Source organism: Verrucosispora sp. WMMA2044 (assembly GCF_027497155.1).
GTDB classification, from domain to species: Bacteria; Actinomycetota; Actinomycetes; order Mycobacteriales; family Micromonosporaceae; genus Micromonospora; species Micromonospora palythoicola.
This window is the reverse complement of sequence record NZ_CP114913.1, coordinates 3,512,452-3,529,845: the sequence shown is the minus strand read 5'-3', so window position 1 is coordinate 3,529,845 and position 17,394 is coordinate 3,512,452. Positions and strand designations below refer to the sequence as shown.

16 protein-coding genes are annotated in these 17,394 nt (G+C 71.1%); 9 read left to right on the top strand and 7 right to left on the bottom strand.

Features of this window, described 5'->3' with window-relative positions:
- The first annotated feature begins 197 nt into the window (after positions 1-197).
- Complete coding sequence (locus O3597_RS15990) at positions 198-1,094, top strand: C39 family peptidase (RefSeq protein WP_164445357.1); 897 nt, start codon at positions 198-200, stop codon at positions 1,092-1,094.
- Between the two features lie 67 nt (positions 1,095-1,161).
- On the opposite strand, the gene O3597_RS15985 is transcribed toward O3597_RS15990, so the two are convergent.
- Together O3597_RS15985 and O3597_RS15980 are read right to left on the bottom strand one after the other, a co-directional pair.
- On the bottom strand, positions 1,162-1,356 hold the full coding sequence (locus tag O3597_RS15985) for a DUF397 domain-containing protein (RefSeq protein ID WP_281604559.1): 195 nt from the start codon (positions 1,354-1,356) through the stop codon (positions 1,162-1,164).
- A complete protein-coding gene (locus O3597_RS15980) occupies positions 1,353-2,165 on the bottom strand; it encodes a helix-turn-helix transcriptional regulator (protein ID WP_281601618.1) in 813 nt (270 codons plus the stop codon). Before O3597_RS15980 ends, O3597_RS15985 begins: the two co-directional genes overlap by 4 nt.
- Before the next feature lie 354 nt (positions 2,166-2,519).
- Here O3597_RS15980 and O3597_RS15975 point away from each other — a divergent pair, with 354 nt between their 5' ends.
- Together O3597_RS15975 and O3597_RS15970 are read left to right on the top strand one after the other, a co-directional pair.
- Positions 2,520-2,831: a hypothetical protein gene (locus tag O3597_RS15975; RefSeq protein WP_164445950.1), complete on the top strand. Its 312-nt coding sequence runs from the start codon at positions 2,520-2,522 to the stop codon at positions 2,829-2,831.
- Between the two features lie 182 nt (positions 2,832-3,013).
- Complete coding sequence (locus O3597_RS15970) at positions 3,014-3,823, top strand: class I SAM-dependent methyltransferase (RefSeq protein ID WP_281601617.1); 810 nt, start codon at positions 3,014-3,016, stop codon at positions 3,821-3,823.
- 109 nt (positions 3,824-3,932) lie between these two features.
- On the opposite strand, the gene O3597_RS15965 is transcribed toward O3597_RS15970, so the two are convergent.
- Positions 3,933-4,583, bottom strand: a complete 651-nt coding sequence (locus tag O3597_RS15965; protein ID WP_164445353.1) for a DUF4360 domain-containing protein — start codon at positions 4,581-4,583, stop codon at positions 3,933-3,935.
- Between the two features lie 471 nt (positions 4,584-5,054).
- On the opposite strand from O3597_RS15965, the gene O3597_RS15960 reads away from it, so the two are divergent.
- On the top strand, positions 5,055-5,702 hold the full coding sequence (locus O3597_RS15960; protein WP_164445352.1) for a DUF4360 domain-containing protein: 648 nt from the start codon (positions 5,055-5,057) through the stop codon (positions 5,700-5,702).
- Positions 5,703-5,820: 118 nt separating this feature from the next.
- On the opposite strand, the gene O3597_RS15955 is transcribed toward O3597_RS15960, so the two are convergent.
- The 4 genes from O3597_RS15955 to O3597_RS15940 all read right to left on the bottom strand — a co-directional run bounded on the left by O3597_RS15955 (position 5,821) and on the right by O3597_RS15940 (position 10,915).
- The gene (locus tag O3597_RS15955) at positions 5,821-7,518 is read right to left on the bottom strand and encodes a CDP-glycerol glycerophosphotransferase family protein (protein WP_164445351.1); all 1,698 of its coding nucleotides are present in this window, start codon (positions 7,516-7,518) and stop codon (positions 5,821-5,823) included.
- 36 nt (positions 7,519-7,554) lie between these two features.
- Positions 7,555-9,060 carry a bifunctional cytidylyltransferase/SDR family oxidoreductase gene (locus O3597_RS15950; RefSeq protein ID WP_164445350.1) on the bottom strand — a complete coding sequence of 502 codons (1,506 nt, stop codon included), beginning with the start codon at positions 9,058-9,060 and terminating at the stop codon, positions 7,555-7,557.
- A gap of 150 nt (positions 9,061-9,210) precedes the next feature.
- Entirely contained in the window at positions 9,211-10,011 is an 801-nt protein-coding gene (locus tag O3597_RS15945; RefSeq protein ID WP_164445949.1) for an ABC transporter ATP-binding protein, read from the bottom strand.
- A gap of 7 nt (positions 10,012-10,018) precedes the next feature.
- Complete coding sequence (locus tag O3597_RS15940) at positions 10,019-10,915, bottom strand: ABC transporter permease (RefSeq protein WP_164445349.1); 897 nt, start codon at positions 10,913-10,915, stop codon at positions 10,019-10,021.
- Between the two features lie 219 nt (positions 10,916-11,134).
- Between O3597_RS15940 and O3597_RS15935 the strand changes: the two genes are divergently transcribed.
- The 5 genes from O3597_RS15935 (at position 11,135) to O3597_RS15915 (ending at position 17,385) form a co-directional block, all read left to right on the top strand.
- The gene (locus tag O3597_RS15935) at positions 11,135-11,734 is read left to right on the top strand and encodes a TetR/AcrR family transcriptional regulator (protein ID WP_164445948.1); all 600 of its coding nucleotides are present in this window, start codon (positions 11,135-11,137) and stop codon (positions 11,732-11,734) included.
- A gap of 188 nt (positions 11,735-11,922) precedes the next feature.
- Complete coding sequence (locus O3597_RS15930; RefSeq protein ID WP_281601616.1) at positions 11,923-14,241, top strand: DUF6077 domain-containing protein; 2,319 nt, start codon at positions 11,923-11,925, stop codon at positions 14,239-14,241.
- Positions 14,242-14,448: 207 nt separating this feature from the next.
- Positions 14,449-16,194: a CDP-glycerol glycerophosphotransferase family protein gene (locus tag O3597_RS15925; protein ID WP_281601615.1), complete on the top strand. Its 1,746-nt coding sequence runs from the start codon at positions 14,449-14,451 to the stop codon at positions 16,192-16,194.
- 101 nt (positions 16,195-16,295) lie between these two features.
- Complete coding sequence (locus O3597_RS15920; protein ID WP_235944350.1) at positions 16,296-16,643, top strand: hypothetical protein; 348 nt, start codon at positions 16,296-16,298, stop codon at positions 16,641-16,643.
- Positions 16,644-16,728: 85 nt separating this feature from the next.
- Positions 16,729-17,385 (top strand): response regulator transcription factor, encoded by a 657-nt coding sequence (locus tag O3597_RS15915; protein ID WP_164445344.1) that lies wholly within the window; start codon positions 16,729-16,731, stop codon positions 17,383-17,385.
- Positions 17,386-17,394 lie beyond the last annotated feature (9 nt).

Sequence of the window (17,394 nt, the reverse complement as noted above, 5' to 3'; positions counted from 1 at the left end):
CCCGTTCCCCCGCCTCCACGGCACCGCGGTGCCCGTGCTCGCCGGCCCGACCGCCGCGAGCTGACCCCGGTCATCGCCACCGCCCGGGTTCTTCCGGGCGTACCCCTTGAACGGCCTGTCCCGCTCGCCCGGGCGGTCGTCGGCGTCCCGTTGCCGACCCGACCGCCGGAGCCGGTGTGCCGTTCTCCCCTCAGCCCGTGGAGGAATCCGTGAAGCACACCCTTTCCCGCCGGCTCCGCCGGCTGGTCAGCGAACGCCCCTATCAGCTCGTTGCCGGATCCGCCGTGGCCCTCGTCCTGGCCACCGGCACCGGAGCCGCCCTCGCCGGCACCGGGAACACCCCGGCCCCCGCGCAGGCCACCACCGCCGCCGAACTGTCCGGCGACACGGTGGCCGCGCCGAGCCAGGCGGAGGTCGCGCCGTCGACCGCCGCACCGAGCAGCGCCGCACCGAGCAGCGCCGCGCCGAGCAGCGCCGCGCCGGCCAGCCCGGCACCGGCAAGCGCCACCGCCTCGCCGTCGCCGAAGCCCAGCTCGGCCACCCCGGACCCGGATCTGACCAGCAAGAAGGCGGCACCGAAGCCGCCCGCCTCGAAGGTCCTGGCGTACGACCACCAGGCCCAGATCAACGGCTACTACTGCGGTCCCGCCGCGGTGCGTAACGCGCTGAGCGCCGCCGGTGTCGCGCGCAGCCAGGACGCCCTGGCCAGCCAGCTCGGCACCACGTTCGCGGGCACCAACTCGGCCGAGGACACCACCCGCGTCCTCAACGCCGTCGTCAAGGGCGACCCGTACGAGACCACGATGATCCGTGGCGGTGCGGCCAGCCCGGCCCAGATGGACCAGCTCCAGGCGGACGTCGTCACCGCCGTCAGCGACGGGCGGGGCGTCGTGGTGAACGTCGCCGGCACCGTCACCGACACCGACGGCCGCTGGCACTCCTTCCCCGGCGGGCACTACATCGCCGTGGTCGGCTACAAGGACTCCGGGCGGCTGGTGAAGATCGCCGACTCGGCGGACGCCTCGTACCCGTCGTACTGGCTCAGCACCATCGACCTGGCCAACTGGGCCGCCACCCGCGGCTACTCGGCCTGATCGCACCGGTCCCGCTGCACACCCGGAAGCCCTCGGCCCGCCGGCCGAGGGCTTCCGGGTACGTACGTCAGGCGTGCGGGCCGTGCTGCTTCGCCTGGCCGACGAAGCTCGCCCAGGCCGCCGGGGTGAAGGCCAGCGTGCCGCCGTCGCGATCCTTGGTGTCGCGGACCAGCACGATGCCCGTCAGGTTGTCGGCGACCTCCACACAGTCGCCGCCGCCGGCGCCGCTGCGGGTGGACTTGCGCCAGGTCGCGCCGTTCAGATCCACGGCTTCACCACATCCTTCATCAGCTCGATCGACTGGCGGCCGGACAGTGCCTCGTTGCGCACCGTCTCCCACCGGGACAGCAGGGCGGTCAGGTCGTCGTCCTTGTCGGCGAGAACGCCGCCAAGTTGAGTTTCGAGATTAGCCACCCAGCCGCCGTCCGCGCCCCTCGCCAGGGTGAAGGGGCCGGTCAGTCCGATGTGCATGCCGACGCCGGTGGGCACCAGGTGCACGCTGATGTTGGGCCGGGTGGCCAGCTCCATGAGGTGGTGCACCTGCTCGACCAGCACGTCCTTCAGCTCCTCGTCGACCCGCCGCAGCACCACCTCGTCGATCACCGCGACGAGTTGCGGCGGGTCGTCCTGCTCCAGCACCGCCTGCCGGGCCATCCGGTTGGCCAGCCGACGCTCCACCCCCGCCTCGGTCAGCGCGGCGTCGGTCCGGATCACCGCGCGGGCGTAGCGCTCGGTCTGGAGCAGGCCCGGCACCAGCGTCGGCTGGTAACAGCGGAGCTGCCGGGCGTTGCGCTCGGCCTCCAGGTAGGGCAGGAACCACGAGGGTTGGCGCAGCACCTCCGCCGTGCGCAGCAACTCCTCGAACATGCCCCCGGTCTGAAGCACCTCGTCGGCCCGCTTCGCGTACGGCCGGTCGAGGGGACGGGTGCCCACCTCCACAGCGGACACCAGCGACGCCGAGTAGTTCGTCCGCCGACCGAATTCCTCCTGGTTCATGCCGGCCGCGGCTCGCAGCCGGCGGAGCTGCGTACGGATCAACTCGTGCAGGTCGGAAGGCTGCTCGCGTTCCATGTCCCCTCCACCGGGTCTACGTAGATCGCCAAGGGGCCGCCAGGGGCCGGTTCGGGGCACCCGGAACCCACCGTGGCCAGCGTCGATGCCTTCCGACAGTAGCGGTGTCCTCACCAGACTGTCACGCAGCGGGGCCGCTCCCATCCAGACAGGGACGGGGCGGTTCTGCCCCGGGGCCGCCCGTGCGCCTTCCCCCGTGTCCGGGCGGCCCCTTCCGATCAATGACTGGGAGGTCGATGTGCGTACCCGGGTTGCCCGCTACCTGTGCCCGACGACGCTGCTGCCGGTGTCCTCACCGGGGTGGCAACGGCGGGTCAACGGGGGCCGGTGGTGACCGTGGGCCGGTCGGGTGCGATCACCACCCGGCTTTTCCCTCCCGAGCGGGGTCCGCGTCCGCTGCGACCCTCCACCTGTGGTGACGAGGTGCCGCACACCCCGTTGCGGCCGATCTGGTGCTGCCGCGTCGACGGGCAGCCCTGGCCCTGCGGTCAGGCCCGGCTGCTGCTGCGGGTCGAATACGACGGGAACCTGCCCGGCCTGTCCATCTACCTCGCCGGCCTGATGTACGAGGCGATGCGCGACCTCTACCGCCTCAACCCGCACGACGGCCCGACACCCACCACCCTCTTCACCCGCTTCATGGCCTGGACCCGCCGTCCCACCTAGCACCCCGTAGCCGCCCAGCGCGAGAACCCGAGATCTTGGAAAGTTTCCGTTCGCGAAAGACGGAAACGTTCCAAGATCTCGGGCGGCGAGTGGGTGGGAGTGGCGTGGGGGCGGCTGGTCGGGGTGGTGCGACGATCACCTGTGACATCGACCGCGACGTCTGACACCTGCGAGGGGACATCATGGGGGAGCAGGAACCGTACGCGGGGCTGGCCACGACGTTCGACACGGCCGCCGAACTGTACGAGCAGGCCCGGCCGGGTTATCCGGAGGCGTTGTTCGCCGACCTGGCCGAGACGACGGGCCTGGTGGCCGGGCCGGCCCGGGCGCTGGAGGTCGGTACGGGCACCGGTAAGGCCACCCGTGGTCTGTTGGCGCGTGGCTGGCAGGTGGTCGGCCTGGAGCCGGGACGGGAACTGGCCACCGTGGCGCGTCGGGTACTCGCCGGCCGGGGCGACGTGCGCGTGTTGGTGGCGCCCTTCGAGCGGTGGGAAGCTGACGAGAGCGTGCCGTTCGACCTCGTCTTCGCCGCCACGGCGTGGCACTGGCTGGACCCGGAGGTCGCCTACCGCCGGGCGGCCGAGTTGCTGCGTCCCGGCGGCCACCTGGCGATCGTGGCCACCGAGCACGTGTCACCGGCAGGTGGCGACGACTTCTTCCGGCAGGTCCAGCGGATCTACGCCGAGGTGGGCATGGGGGACGGGCAGGGCGGCCCGCAGCCACCCGAGACGCTCGCGGCCCCCGATGCGGCGGCGATGGCGGGCAGCGGGTTCTTCGCCAGCCCGACCGTGCACCGCTACGTCTGGAGCCGCGACTACACCGCCGACGAGTACCTGGCCGTGCTGTCCACGTACTCCAATCACATCGCCGCCGAGCCCTGGCAGCGGCGAACCCTCTTCGCCGGGATCCGGCAGCTGATCGCCACCCGTCCGGCCGGGACGATACGCAAGCACTACCTGAACACCCTCCAGGTCGCCGCACGCCTCGACTGACCTACCCGCCGCGCCCGTTTCCGCTCAGGTAACCAGGGCGGCGGGGCGGGTTGTTCGCCCGCGCCCGCCGCCGGGTGGCTCGGCGTGGTGACTCTGCCGGATCAGGGGATCAGCACCGTTCCCACTTGAGGTTGAACAGGGTGTCGACGTCGCCCTCGGTCGTCGTCATGGACATGCTGACGTTCGACCCGGCCGTGCCCGGGTCCACTCTCAACTCGGTGTTGACGTTGAGCACCCGCTGTTGTCCGCAGGGTGTGTAGACCAGCACGGGGGCGACGTCCGAGGTGCCCCAGAAACCGTTGTAGGGGCCGGTGAAGGTCGCGTCGGTGCGGCTGGTCTCGGACGAGCCCTGCCAGTAGTAGCTCGTCCGTTGGCGACCGGTCGCGCCGGTGGGGATCCGGGCCCGGCCCCGGTAGTCGGCGGCGGCGACGGCGATGGTCCAGCCGGCCGGCACGTTGACGAGCACGCCGAGCTGGCAGTTCTTCCGGCTGTCGGTGACCTCGACGCCCCGGCCGGCGGTCGCGACGAAGTCGTAGTACCGGATCCGGAAGCCGGTGTTGTCGGGATGGGCCACCACACGAGCGGTGCCGGGCGAACAGCCGGAGCCGTTGGCGGCCACCACCTCGACGGTGATCTCGCTGTCGGGCGCAGCCGTGGAACCGGTTGGGGCGGCGTGGGCCGGTGCGGACAGGGACAACGCGAGAACCGTGCCGAGTACGGCGAAGATCGCGGTTCTCGCGCCGACGAGGTTCTTTGTCATTCTGTTCCTCTCGGATGCAGTTGATGTTCACCGAATTCAACGCGTGTTTCTTCGCCGAACGGCCGTGAGACTCGTCGCCTACCGACCCGGTGCAGGCGGTGGCGAGTGGTGATGGAGAGCACTCGGATGTCGTTCTGCGAGAGGATGCTAGCGACGCTGTACGGCACCCGCAAGCATCAGCACACGTCTATATGATCGATTACGGGTGTGCGCTTGATCGTAATTGCCGGAAGCGGAGATCAACCTCTATAACTGTTGCTGCGCAACGGGTGTGTGCCTGATCAAGTGGCCTCATCGGTCGGAGCCTCCGGCGATCTCACTCTGTGGGACGACGTAAAGCTGGCGAACTGAGCCGAATAATATTCGGTTTGCAGTTCGCCGTGAAACAATGGGGATTACGTTGACACACATCTATGTCTGTACGTAGCTTGTTCCGCATCTGGCGTCGTTTCCTGTACCGGAGGAGGATTCATGCGTAAACTGCTGACGCGGGGCGGCGTGGTGCTTGTGCTACTCGCTTCGTCGTTGACCGTGGGAACGCCGGCGTCCGCTAGGGGAATCATGGATGACCCGCCCACCGACAAGGTCGTGATCGACCTTGTCGCGATGGCCGGCTCCGGATGCCGACCGGGCACCGCCGACGTCGCGGTCTCCCCGGACAACACCGCCTTCACCACCATCTACAGCGACTACCTGGTCCAGGCGGGCCCGGGCATCCCGGTCACCGACGGGCGCCGGAACTGCCAGCTCAACGTGCTGGTGCACGCCCCGGCCGGTTACACCTTCGCGATCGTCAAGGTGGACTACCGCGGGTACGGGCTGCTCAACCCGGGCGCCGTCGCCTCGGCGCGGGCGAACTACTACTTCCAGGGCATGACGCAGAGCACCTTCAGCAACCACCCCATCGCCGCTCCGCTCGACGACAACTGGATGGTGACCGACGAGGTGCCGATCGCCTCCGTGGTCTGGCACCCCTGCGGCGAGCTGCGCAACCTGAACATCAACACCGAGCTGCGCCTGAGCCGGGGCAGGTCCACGGACACGAACTTCCTCACGATGGACTCGACCGACGGCAGCATCCAGACGATGTACCACCTCGCCTGGCAGCCCTGCCCGTGACCTGACCCCGGCCAACGGCTCGTGAGGGTGGTCGGCGACGCCGGCCACCCTCACCGGGCGCCCGGGATCCGACGACCACCCGGCACCGGATCCCGAGCGGGACGCGCCGCGTGTGATCTCAGGTGGCGGAGGTGAAGGGCACGGCGACCGCGGCGCGTTGCGCTGGTGCGGTCCAGGCCGGGTCCAGCTCGCGTCGGGCGGCGGCCAGGAAGACCTCGGCGTACGAGTCGACGGGGAAGTCACCCAGGTAGCGGCGGCGGGTGACCCAGCGGGCCTCCGCGAGCGGATCGGTGTCGAGCAGTCGGGTCAGCACGTCGTCCAGGTCGGCCATGTCCCGGCGCAGCACATAGCCGGCGGCGGCCAGCGGGAAGCGCTCGACGAACCGGTCGCCGTCGGTGCCCATGTCGGTCACCGCGTACGGCTTGCCCGAGTAGAGCCAGTCGGAGACCACCCCGGACACGTCGGAGACCAGCGCGTCCGCGCGGTTGACGCAGTCGGTGAGCGTGAGCCGGCTCGCCGCGGCACCGTAGACGTGCGCCCGCCCGGTGCGGGTCCGGTCGGCGGCGAGCAGGTCGTGCAGCCGGGCCAGTTGCCGGGCCGAGGCCGGGTTCTGCGCGGTGTAGGGATGGGCCCGCAGGATGACGGTGGCCCCCCGGTCCAGCAGGCGTCGCAGCAGCGGCTCCGCCACCGGCAGCGAGCAGTAGTCGGCGTCGGCGTTGTGCCCGGTCCAGGTGGGGGTGTAGAGGACCGTCGGGTTCGTCAGGGCCCGCGCCGGCCGCGAGCGCACCTCGATCGCCTCGACCTGGGGACGACCGACCACCACGAACTTCTCGGCCGGGATGTCGATCCCGGCGCGGGCGTACCGCTCGATGGCCGCCGCACCGGCGACGAAGATCCGGTCGAAGATCGCCGAGACCGGGTTGGCGCTGGGGGCCTTGTCGCTGTCACCGTGATGCAACTGCACGTGGGTGAGCTGCGTGAACCTGATGCAGTGACTGTTCTTGGCGCCGTGGTTGACGTAGAACGCCACCCGCAGGCTCGGCACCAGCACCTCGTCCATGCTCCGGGTGGTGGGGCAGTAGATCACCGGGGCGGTGGTGGCCGCCGCGATCGAGGCCAGGAACTCCGGCTCCCGGACCATCACCACGAAGGGCCGGCCGATCCGTGCCAGGTACGGCAGCCACATGGTGACCTGATATTCGGAACCGGGCGGGGCGGAGAAGTGCAGCACGAACTCGGGCTGGTGCCGGCGCAGCGCCCGAGCCACCGCCGACCCGGCCGGGGACGGCCGGAACCGTCGCCGGGCAAGACCGAGCGCGACCGCTGCGGCGACCCCACCGACCAGCAGCGTCGCCGCCAGGGCCACGGCGGCGGGCAGACCCGCCAGGGCGGCCAGGGCCAGCAGGCCGAGCAGCGCGGCCACGGCGTCGCCGAGCATCGCCGCGGCCTGCGGCACCCAGGTCCGTACCGGCAGGTTGGCGACCCGGATCTCCAGGTTCCCGGCCTGGCGCAGCGGACCGGTCAGCAGCACCAGGCCCAGCAACACCAGAGCGGTCGCGGCCAGCGCCGGATCGAAGCCGGCGTCGAGCTGCCGGGCATAGCCGACCAGCACTCCCGCCGCGATCAGCGTGGTCTCCGCGACGTTGTCGGCACCGGGTCGTACCCGGCGCTCCCAGACGGTGGCGGCAAGTGCCGCCACGGCCAGGCAGAGCCCCCAGGCGGTCGCGCCGGTGAGGGCGAGCACCAGGAACGCCAGGACCGCCCCACCGGTGGCCAGGCCCCGTGCGGTCAACTTCCGGACCAGCTCACCACGCATCTCGGTGTCGCTTTCGCGGGTCGTGTGGGTCGGAGGTCAGCCGACGGCGGCGGCGCTTGCCGACCGGTCGGTCTGTGCGGGTACGGCGACGGCGACCGGTGCCTCGCCCGGCGGACGGCGAACGTCGATCACCTGGCCGGTGAGATCCGAGATCAGCACGTCCAGCGACGACTGGGCGACGGTCTCGGCGGCGAGCAGCGTGTGCTCGGGCTCCGCGCCGAAGGCCTTCGTCCGCATCGGGGTGGCGGTCCGCTCCGGGTTGATGACGTTGACCCGTACGCCGAACTCCGCCCACTCGTCGGCCAGCGCCTGGGTGAGGTTGACCAGGGCGGCCTTGGTGGCCGAGTAGAGCGCGTAGTCGGCCCGCCCACGGGTGTACGAGCTGGAGGTGTAGAGCAGCAGCTGGCCCTTGGTCTGCTGGAGGTAGGGCAGGGCCTGCCGGGCGACGGTGACCGGGCCGACGAAGTTGACCTGGAGCACCCGGTCGATGGTCTCCTGGTCCATCTCGGCGAGCGCGCCCTTCTCCAGGATCCCGGCGGTGACCACCACGTGGTCGATCCGGCCGGTGGCCTCGAAGGCGGTCCGCAGCGCGGCCTCGACGTCCTCGGGGCGCTCCACGTGGGTGCCGGTGCTTGAGCGGCTGAACGGGAAGACCTGGGCACCGTAGCGGCGGGCCAGCTCCGTCAGGTCGTGACCGATGCCGTAGCTGCCGCCGAAGACGACGATCGTCCGGCCGGAGACCTCCTCGCTGTACGCGCGGTGGTCGGTGAGGCGGGGCACCTTGGCGGCGGCCAGCTGGAACAGCTTGTCGGCCAGATGCACGTCGACCGGGTGGGTGACCTTGATGTTCTCGTCCGAGCCGTCGATCACCTTGATCGGGGTCTCCGGGAGGTAGCGCAGGACCACGCCGCAGTCGTCGGTGGCGGCGAAGTCGGGATCGCCCTCGGCCCGGCGGTACGCCTCGCGGATGGTGCCGGAGCGGAACGCCTGCGGGGTCTGACCCCGACGCAGTGTGGCCCGCACGGGAATGTCGGTGATGCACTCGTTCTCGTCGACCTGGATGATCGTGTCGGCCGACGGGATGGCCACGTCGACGGCCGAGTAGGTCCACAGGGCGTTCACGCACTCGCGGACGATGCGGCCGCTGAGCAGCGGGCGCACCGCGTCGTGGAAGAGGATGTTGCAGTCACCCGCACCGACCGCGTCCAGCGCGACGCGGGTGGTGGCGTTGCGGGTGTCGCCACCCTCGATCACCTTGGTGACCTTGCGGAAGCCGGCCTTGTCGACGATCTTCTGCGCCTCGGCGACGTGCCCGGTGGCCATCAGCACGATGATCTCGTCGATCTCGGGCGCGGCCTCGAAGACGGCGAGGGTGTGCTCGATGATCGGCTTACCGGCGATCTTGAGCAACTGCTTGGGGATGCCTAGGCCCAACCGGGTGCCGGTGCCGCCGGCCAACACCACCGCCACCGTCCGTGAGGGTCGCCACGGCGCCCGGCCCTCCGGCGTCGTACCCGGATCGGTGGTCTGGTCCTGCGTCATTGCCGGTCCTCGCTCTCGGGGGTGCATGACAGTGGTGGGGTACGTGAACGGAAGGTTCCGCCGACACGGCGACGGAGTGAACCATAACGCGCGGGCCGCGTCGCCCCAACGGGACAACGCGGCCCAGGACGCCGCTGGTTCACCCAGACTCTACTTGCCGTTCGTAAATGCCTCGTAGGCCGCCAGCACCTCAGGAGTTGGGCCGTCCATCCGGATTTCGCCGGATTCCAGCCAGATGGTCCGTTCGCAGGTGTCCCGTACCGAGGAGAGCTGGTGGCTGACCAGGAACACAGTGCCGGCGCTCTCCCGCAACTCCCGCACCCGCTGCTCGCTGCGCTTGCGGAACGCCTTGTCCCCGGTGGCCAGGGCCTCGTCGATCAGCAGCACGTCGTGCTGCTTCGCCGCGGCGATCGAGAAGCGCAGCCGGGCCGACATGCCGGAGGAGTAGGTGCGCATCGGCAGTGAGGCGAAGTCCCCCCGCTGGTTGATGCCGGAGAACTCGATGATCTCCGGGAGCTTGCGCCGCACCTCCGCCGGAGACATGCCCATGGCCAGGCAGCCGAGCGTGACGTTGCGCTCACCCGGCAGGTCGTTGAGCAGGGCGGCGTTCACTCCGAGCAGGGACGGTTGCCCCTGGGTGTAGACCGCGCCCTGCTCCACCGGCAGCAGTCCGGCGATGGCCCGCAGCAGGGTCGACTTGCCGGAGCCGTTGGTGCCGATCAGCCCGATGGCCTCGCCCCGGTACGCGGTGAAGGTGACCCCGCGCACGGCGTGCACCACGCGTACGTTCGGTGCGTTGGTGCGGGTGACCATCCGCTTGAAGGCGGCCACCGGGCTGGTGTTGCCGGCGGCGCCCTTGTGCACCCGGTAGACGACGTGCGCGTCGTCCACCACCACGGTGGGGATCCGCTCCTGGATCCGGGGGAGGGTCACCGTCACATCATTGGACATTTCCAGGTTAACCACGGCCGTACTCCTGTTCGCCGCGCCAGAAGTAGAGGTAGCCGCCGAGGCCCGCGAGCGCCGCCCAACCGAGCGCGATCAGCCAGGTGAGCGGCAGTGAGTCGTTGAGCAGGTGGGTGTTCTCCAGCAGGGAGATGCGGGCCAGCTCGATGTAGACGAGCATCGGGTTGAACTGCACCACCGCGGTCGCCCAGCCCGGCAGGTTCTCCGCGAACAGGTTGACGCTGTAGAGCACCCCGGAGCCGTACATCCAGGCCCGCAGGACGAACGGCATGACCTGCTTCAGGTCGGTGGCCTTGGCGCCCAGCCGGGCCACCACCATGGTCAACCCGGCGTTGAAGACCGTCTGGAGCAGCACCGCCGGCACCAGCATCAGCCACATCAGGGTGATCGGCTCACCGGTGGCGACCACGATGGCCAGCAGCACCACGATCGAGCCGAGCAGCTGCTGGAACTGGGTGGCGGTGATGGCCAGCGGCAGGCAGGCCCTGGGGAAGTGCAGGGCGCGGATCAGACCGAGGTTGCCGCTGATCGCCTGGGTGCCCTGCTGCACGCTGACCTGGGTGAAGTTGAAGATGAACAGCCCGGTGGTCAGGTAGGCGATGAAGTTGGGGATGTTGCGGCTCTGTTCGAGCACCAGACCGAAGATCAGGAAGTAGACCGCCGCGTTGGTCAGCGGGGTGAGCACCTGCCACAGCTGCCCGAGCCGCGCGTTGCTGAACGAGGCGGTCAGCTTGGCGTGGGCGTACGCGGAGATGAAATGCCGGTAGCGCCACAGTTGGCCGCTGTAGGCGCCGATCGAGGGCCGCTCGCCGGCCACCCGCAGCCCGTGTCGGGCGGCCAGCTGAGCTGGGGTGAGGCCGGAGTCGGGGTCGGCCAGCAGGTTGGCCATGGGGATTGGCGCTCCGATCTGTCGTGCCGGCGTTATGTCTCGCGACGAGAGAATCTAGCGTGGTCAGTGCGGGAGCGCCGCCCCCGGTCGCTGGCTGGACAGTAGTCCGAAATGCGTCGGGACGCAACCGTAGCGTCGTTGCGCTACGCTGTCCCTCGTGACAGTCGAGAAGAGTCCCAGGTGACGGCCGAGAAGAGACGCACACCAGCCGGTGCGGCGGTGCTCCGTGGGGAAATCACCACGGCCATCCGGCGCGCCCTCATGCAGGAACTCGCCGCGGTCGGGTACGGCCGGCTCTCGATCGAGGCGGTGGCCCGTCGCGCCGGGGTCAGCAAGACCGCGATCTACCGGCGCTGGAACTCGAAGCTGGATCTCGTGCTGGAGGTGGTGGCCGCCGCCGCCGGCCGTCGGCTGCCCGCGCTGGACACCGGCACCCTGCGCGGTGACCTGTCCCTGCTGTTCCAGGTCCTGGCGCACGCGTTGCGGCACCCGCTGGCCTCGCAGATCATCCCCGACCTGCTGGCCGAGGCGGCCCGCAACCCGACGATCGACGAGACTCTCCAACGCGTGCTGCGCGCCCGGCAGCAGGAGGTCGCCGGTGAGCTGATCGGCCGGGCGGTGCGGCGCGGAGAACTGCCCGCCGACACCGATCCGGACGTCGCCGTCGATCTGATCGTCGGTCCGCTGTACTGGCGGATCGCCATCGCCCGTACCCCCGTCACCGACAGCTACCTGGAGGCACTGGTGGAGTCGGTGGCGTCCGGGCTCGGTGCCCAGGACTCGGTCCCCCGGCAACGGTCCGCGCCCGACCCTGGTTGAGCATCGGCCGCCGTGGGTAGGGCTGTCCGGAACGGCCCCCCGGCAGGCCGCCGCCCCGCGCGTCGGCTCGACTCGACGGCCCCGCGACGACTACTACTCTCGGTGTGGATCGTGGTGCGGGGCACCGCCGCGCACGAGCGCGTAGCCCCGCCGGATTCGCCCGTACGACGACAAGGACGCCCGTGTCGATGACCGACCAGACCGTCGCCGTCGCCGCTGTCGAGCCGGCAACGGCCGATGAGGCGACCGTCCCCACGCCGGCCCGCCCCCGTCGGGTACGGGTGGTGGCCGGCCGTGTCCGGCGTGGCTTCGCCGCGATACCCGCCGTGCTGACCGACGGTGCGGTGCTCGCGTTCGCCCTCTGGACGCTGCTCTACCACGCGGCGCTGCTGTTAGACCTGGCCCCGTCGCTGACGCTGCGGACCTGGCTGATGACCGGTCCGGCCCTGGCCCTGCTGGCCGTGGCGACCCGGCTCGCCCTGCGCTGGCGCCGCCGTCGCCGGGCCGCCCGGCCCACCGGCACCACCGTGGCGACGGGCGACACCCCCGACGCTGCCCTCGCGCCGCCGGACCGGAGCACCGACACCGACATCAACGGCGTCGACGAGGCCGCCCCGGCGGAGCCGGGTGGCGACCGAGCGCCCGACACCGCCGCAGCCCGGACGCGGGACACGGCCACGCGTGACCCGGTTGCGCGGACCGACAGCGCGAACATCCCACGGATGCCGGTGGCGCAGCGCCTGCTGACGGCGTTGGTCCTGCTGATCGGCACCGGCGCGGCGATCACCGCAGGGGTGGCCGGCACGCCGGCCGGCGAGGGAATCTCCTGGTGGGTGCCGGCCTCGGCGGGTGCCGTCGCGGCGGTCGGCGCGGTACTGCTCACCTGGCGGACGTGGCGGGTCGCCCCGGCGAGCACCCCGGCGGCGCCGTCGCCGGGGGCCTGGCAGTCGGCGTACGCGCTGCTGATCGCCGGCGGGGCCGCGGTCGCCTCGCTCTACCTGGCCCGCAACACTCCCGACGACATCTACTACGTGGGCCGCTCGGTGTGGGTGGCGGAGCGGGATCAGGTTCCCCTCAACGACTTCCTGTTCAGCGAGAACGTGCTGCCGCCGATGGCCTCGCAGCCCCCGGTCGCCAGCGTCGAGGTGCTCGCGGGCGCGCTGGCCCGCCTCCTCTCCCTCCCGGCCGCCTCGGCGACCTGGTACGTGCTGTTGCCGATCATGGCGGTGCTCGCCGTGCTGGCGTTGTGGCGGCTGGTGCAGCGCTGGGCACCCCGGCGCCCGGTGCTCGCCTTCACCGTGGCGGTGGCCTTCCTCGCCCTGGTCTGCGGACCCGACGCCGCCCTGGGCACCTTCCACCTACCCCGGCTCTACCAGGGCAAGGGCATGTTCGTCTCGGCGGTCGTGCCGCTGATGTGGCTCTACCTGACCCGGTGGTTCGACGAGCGCTCCCGGCGTGCCCTGGTGCTGATCGTCGCCCTGTCGATCACCGCGATCGGGCTGACCACCACCGCCGCGATCATCCTGCCGCTGCTGGTCGGCGGGGCGGCCCTGATGATGCTGCTGGTGGGGCGGTGGAAGGCGGCATTGGTGGCCGGCGTCGCGGCCCTCGCGTACCCGGTCGGGGTGGTCGCCGTCGCCCAGTTGCTCGTCGGATCCGCCACCGAGGCCGCGGCGGACGTCAACGTCTGGGGTGCCGAACGGACCTTCCAGCGCACGTTCCAGATCGGCATCGTGGGAGTGATCGCCGGCCTGGCCCTTTGGTGCGGCCCGCTGCTGGCCCGCCGCCGCACCCCGGCGTTGCTCGCGGCCGGCGGCGGCCTCACGCTCAGCGTGCTGCTGCTGCCGGGGGTGCTGGAGTGGCTCGGTGAGTTGACCGGCATCTCGGTGGTGTTGTGGCGGGTGCCGTGGCTGCTCGCCCTGCCGGCGCTGATCGGGCTGCTCTGCACCGTCTGGTTGCCGACCCGGCTGCGCAGCGTCCGGGCGCTTGTCGGCGTGGTGCTGGCCGGGGCGATGGTTGCCTCGTTCGCCACCTACGCCACGCCGATGTGGTCCGAGCGCAGCTGGGTTCAGGTGCACGCCGAACCGGTCTGGAAGATCCCGCAACAGCGGCTGGGCATCGCGCAGTGGATCACCACCCTCGACCGTCCGGACGGGCTCGTTCTCGCGCCGGAGACCGCCATGCGCGCCATACCGATGCTGACCACCCGGGTGCGGGTGGTCCTGCCGCGCGACTTCTACCTGGTGGAGTACGACCTGGACTCGCAGTTCGCCCAGGACCGGCTGCTGCTTACCCGGTTCGCCAACAGTGGCGCGGCCGAGGGCCGACCGACCCGCGAGCAGGTCGCCGGAGCGTTGGAGCGGCTGGACGTCGGAACGATCTGTGTCTACAGCGGCAACCGCTTCGCCCGTCGGACAGCCCAACGGTTGGGCTACCTCGAATTCGCCGAGCGGCCCCCACCCGTGCCCGATCAGCCCGGCGCCGTCACCTGCCTGCGTCGGGCCTGACCTGGGCCGGTACTCCGGCCGGGCGGTTTCTGCCCGGCCGGGGTGCTCGTCCCGCTGTCGGGCCCGGTGGTTTGGGGGAAAGGTGCCGGATACCCCGACGTTGTCCCGGAGACGATTCGCGTTAAGGTCGCAGCTACGCTGGCGGCCGTCGAGGCGTATCCAGCCGGTCATCGATCTCTTTAGGGAGCGTTCTCGTTGTTCGGCACGTTGACTGCACGCGTCGGGGTCGCCGCGCGCGGCGCCCTGCTGGTGGCGTCCTATCTCATCCTGCTGGCCGCGGCCGCGCTCGGCTGGGTCGGCCTCTTCGCGGTCGCCGCCCTGGCGGCGGTCCTGGGGGAGTTCGCGGTCGAGCGGTGGTCACCGGCGACGGTGAACCTGCTGGGCAAGGTCGGCATCAGCCGGATCTACCGCCAACTCAGCCGCGACCTGTCGGCCGTCCTGCTGGTGGCCGCCGAGGTGCCGCTGATCGACCAGGAGCTGACCCTGCTGCTCCTGCTGCCCGCCGCGGTCTGGGTGATCGCGGTCTTCGCCGGTGCGTTCAACCGCATGATCGACAGGCGTAACCCCCTCTCGGCCCTGGTGCGCAACATCGACCTGGGGCCAGTGTCCGCAGCACCTCGTCCGCCGGAGTGGGCCACCCGTTTCGTCGGCGACCGGCTGCCCCGGGTGAACGTGCTGCTGCTGCCGGGGGCGGTCGTCACGGCGGCCGCGAGCGAGCCGGCACCGGTCTTCGTGGCCGGCGCGGTGGCCGTCGGGCTGGCCGCGCTGGTCGGCGGCGTGGTCATGGTGACCTGGCTGCGTGGCCGGGGCGCGGGCCAGAGCCCGCTGCTGCCGGCCGTGCAGCGCTGGCTGGACCGCGACCGCCCCGAGGTGGCGCTGTACTTCGCCGGTCCGGCCAAGGACGTCTACCAGGCGAACATGTGGCTCGCCCCGATCGAGGCGCTCGGCCGACCGGCGGTGGTGCTGATGCGCAGCAAGGAGGCGTTCCTCGAGCTGGCCGCCACCCGACTGCCGGTGATCTGCGTGCCGGCCGCACCGGACTTCATGAATCTCGACAAGAGCAGCCTGCGGACCACCCTGTACGCGGCTAACGTCGGCCCGAACATCCACATGCTGCGTGAACCCGGCATGAAGCACGTGTTCGTCGGCCACGGTGACAGCGACAAGGCGGCGAGCGTCAACCCGTACAGCAAGGTCTACGACGAGGTTTGGGTCGCCGGGCTGGCCGGGCGCGAACGGTACGCGCGGGCCGGGGTGGGCGTCCTGGACGCCGACATCGTGGAGATCGGCCGGCCGCAGCTGGCCGGGGTGCACACCTTCGGCTCGGAGTCGGTCGAGCGGCCCTTCACCGTGCTCTACGCGCCCACCTGGGAGGGCTGGCTCGACGACGACCCGTACCACACCTCGCTGGTGCTGATGGGTGAGCGGATCATCGCCGGCCTGCTGGCGGTCCGGCCGGGGGTGCGGGTGGTCTACAAGCCGCACCCGCTGACCGGCAGCCGGTCCAAGCAGGCCAAGGCGGTGCACGAGCGAATCGTGGCGATGATCCGCGCCGCCGGTGGCGACGTCGACGCGAGCACCCTGGACGGTCCGGCACACCGGGTCGTCACCGGGCGGGTGCCGGCGCTGTTCGACTGCTTCAACCAGACCGACCTGCTGGTCAGCGACGTGTCCAGCGTGGTCTCCGACTTCGTGCAGAGCCAGCGGCCGTACGTGGTGGCCAACCCCGCCGGGCTGCCCGAGGACGAGTTCCGACGGTCCTTCCCGACCTCCCGGGCGGCGTACCTGCTGGCCGCCGACTGCGGGGAGCTGGAGAAGATCGTGGCGGTGACCCGGGCCGGTGACGACCCGATGACCGAGGCCCGCCGGGAGCTGAAGACCTATCTGCTCGGCCCGGCCGACGCCAACCCGATGGACCGGTTCGCCGAGGAGGTCGGCCGGCTCTGCCGCTGACACCGACCGACCTGACGTGCCCGGGACGAGCCCTCGTCCCGGGCACGTCGTCGTTGACCCGGTTTTGTCCGGTACCGGCCCGGTCCACGGCCCCGGCGGGCATGCTCGAAGGGCAGGCCGCCGGCGAGGGGATGGGCATGGAGAGCTACCACGAGGACTGGACCGACAGCCAGCGCGCGCTCTACGACGAGTGCTACCGCGCCGGCGCCGACTGGGCCGACGACCCCGACACGCCGTCGGAGGACGTCCAGCACGTGATCAACCTGGCTGAGGCCGACGACGACACCCTCGCCGACGCCGAGATCGATTTCGCGCCGCTGATCGACGCGGTCACCGAGGCCACCGGCGAGGTCGTCGCCACCGTGCCGGCCAGCCACGAGGATCCCGGATTCAAGGGCTTCGTGGACGGGGTGCGCGACGGCGCCTCCGACGAGACCTTCGGCCTCTGAACCGCCCCCGGGGCCCGGGCCTGTCCACCCGGCCGCTCGTCTGCCACCATCTAGTGCGGGTTAGCAGACCGAACGGGGAGGCCGGGTGCGCATCCTGCTGGTCGAGGACGACCGACGGGTGGCCGCCGCGCTGTCGTCGGCCCTGACCCGTCGCGGCTACGAGGTGGAGCACGCCGCCACCGTCGCGGCCGCGCTCTCCGCCGCCCCCTGCGACCTGGTGCTGCTCGACCTCACCCTGCCTGACGGTGACGGCACCGACCTGTGCCGGCAGTTGCGGCGGCGCAGCAACCAGCTCGGCATCATCGCGGTGACCGCCCGAGGTGAGGAGCGGGACCGGGTGCTCGGCCTGCGGCTCGGCGCGGACGACTACGTGGTCAAGCCCTTCTCGATGGTGGAACTCCAGGCCCGCATCGAGGCGGTGCTGCGGCGGGCCGCGCACGCGGCACCGGAGCGCAACCTGATCGAGGTCGGGCCGGTGTACATCGACGTGGCGGCCCGCACCGTGGCGGTGGCCGGACGGGCGGTGTCGTTGACCCGCAAGGAGTTCGACGTGCTGCTCTCGCTGGCCCGGCAACCCGGCGTCGCGGTGCCCCGCGACCGGATCCTGCTCGACGCCTGGGGCACCACCTTCACCGATCGGCACACGGTCGAGGTGCACGTCGGCTCGCTGCGCGGCAAGCTCGGCGACCCGCGTCTGGTGGAGACCGTCCGTGGCGTCGGTTACCGGCTCCGGGGCGAGTGAGGAGCCCAG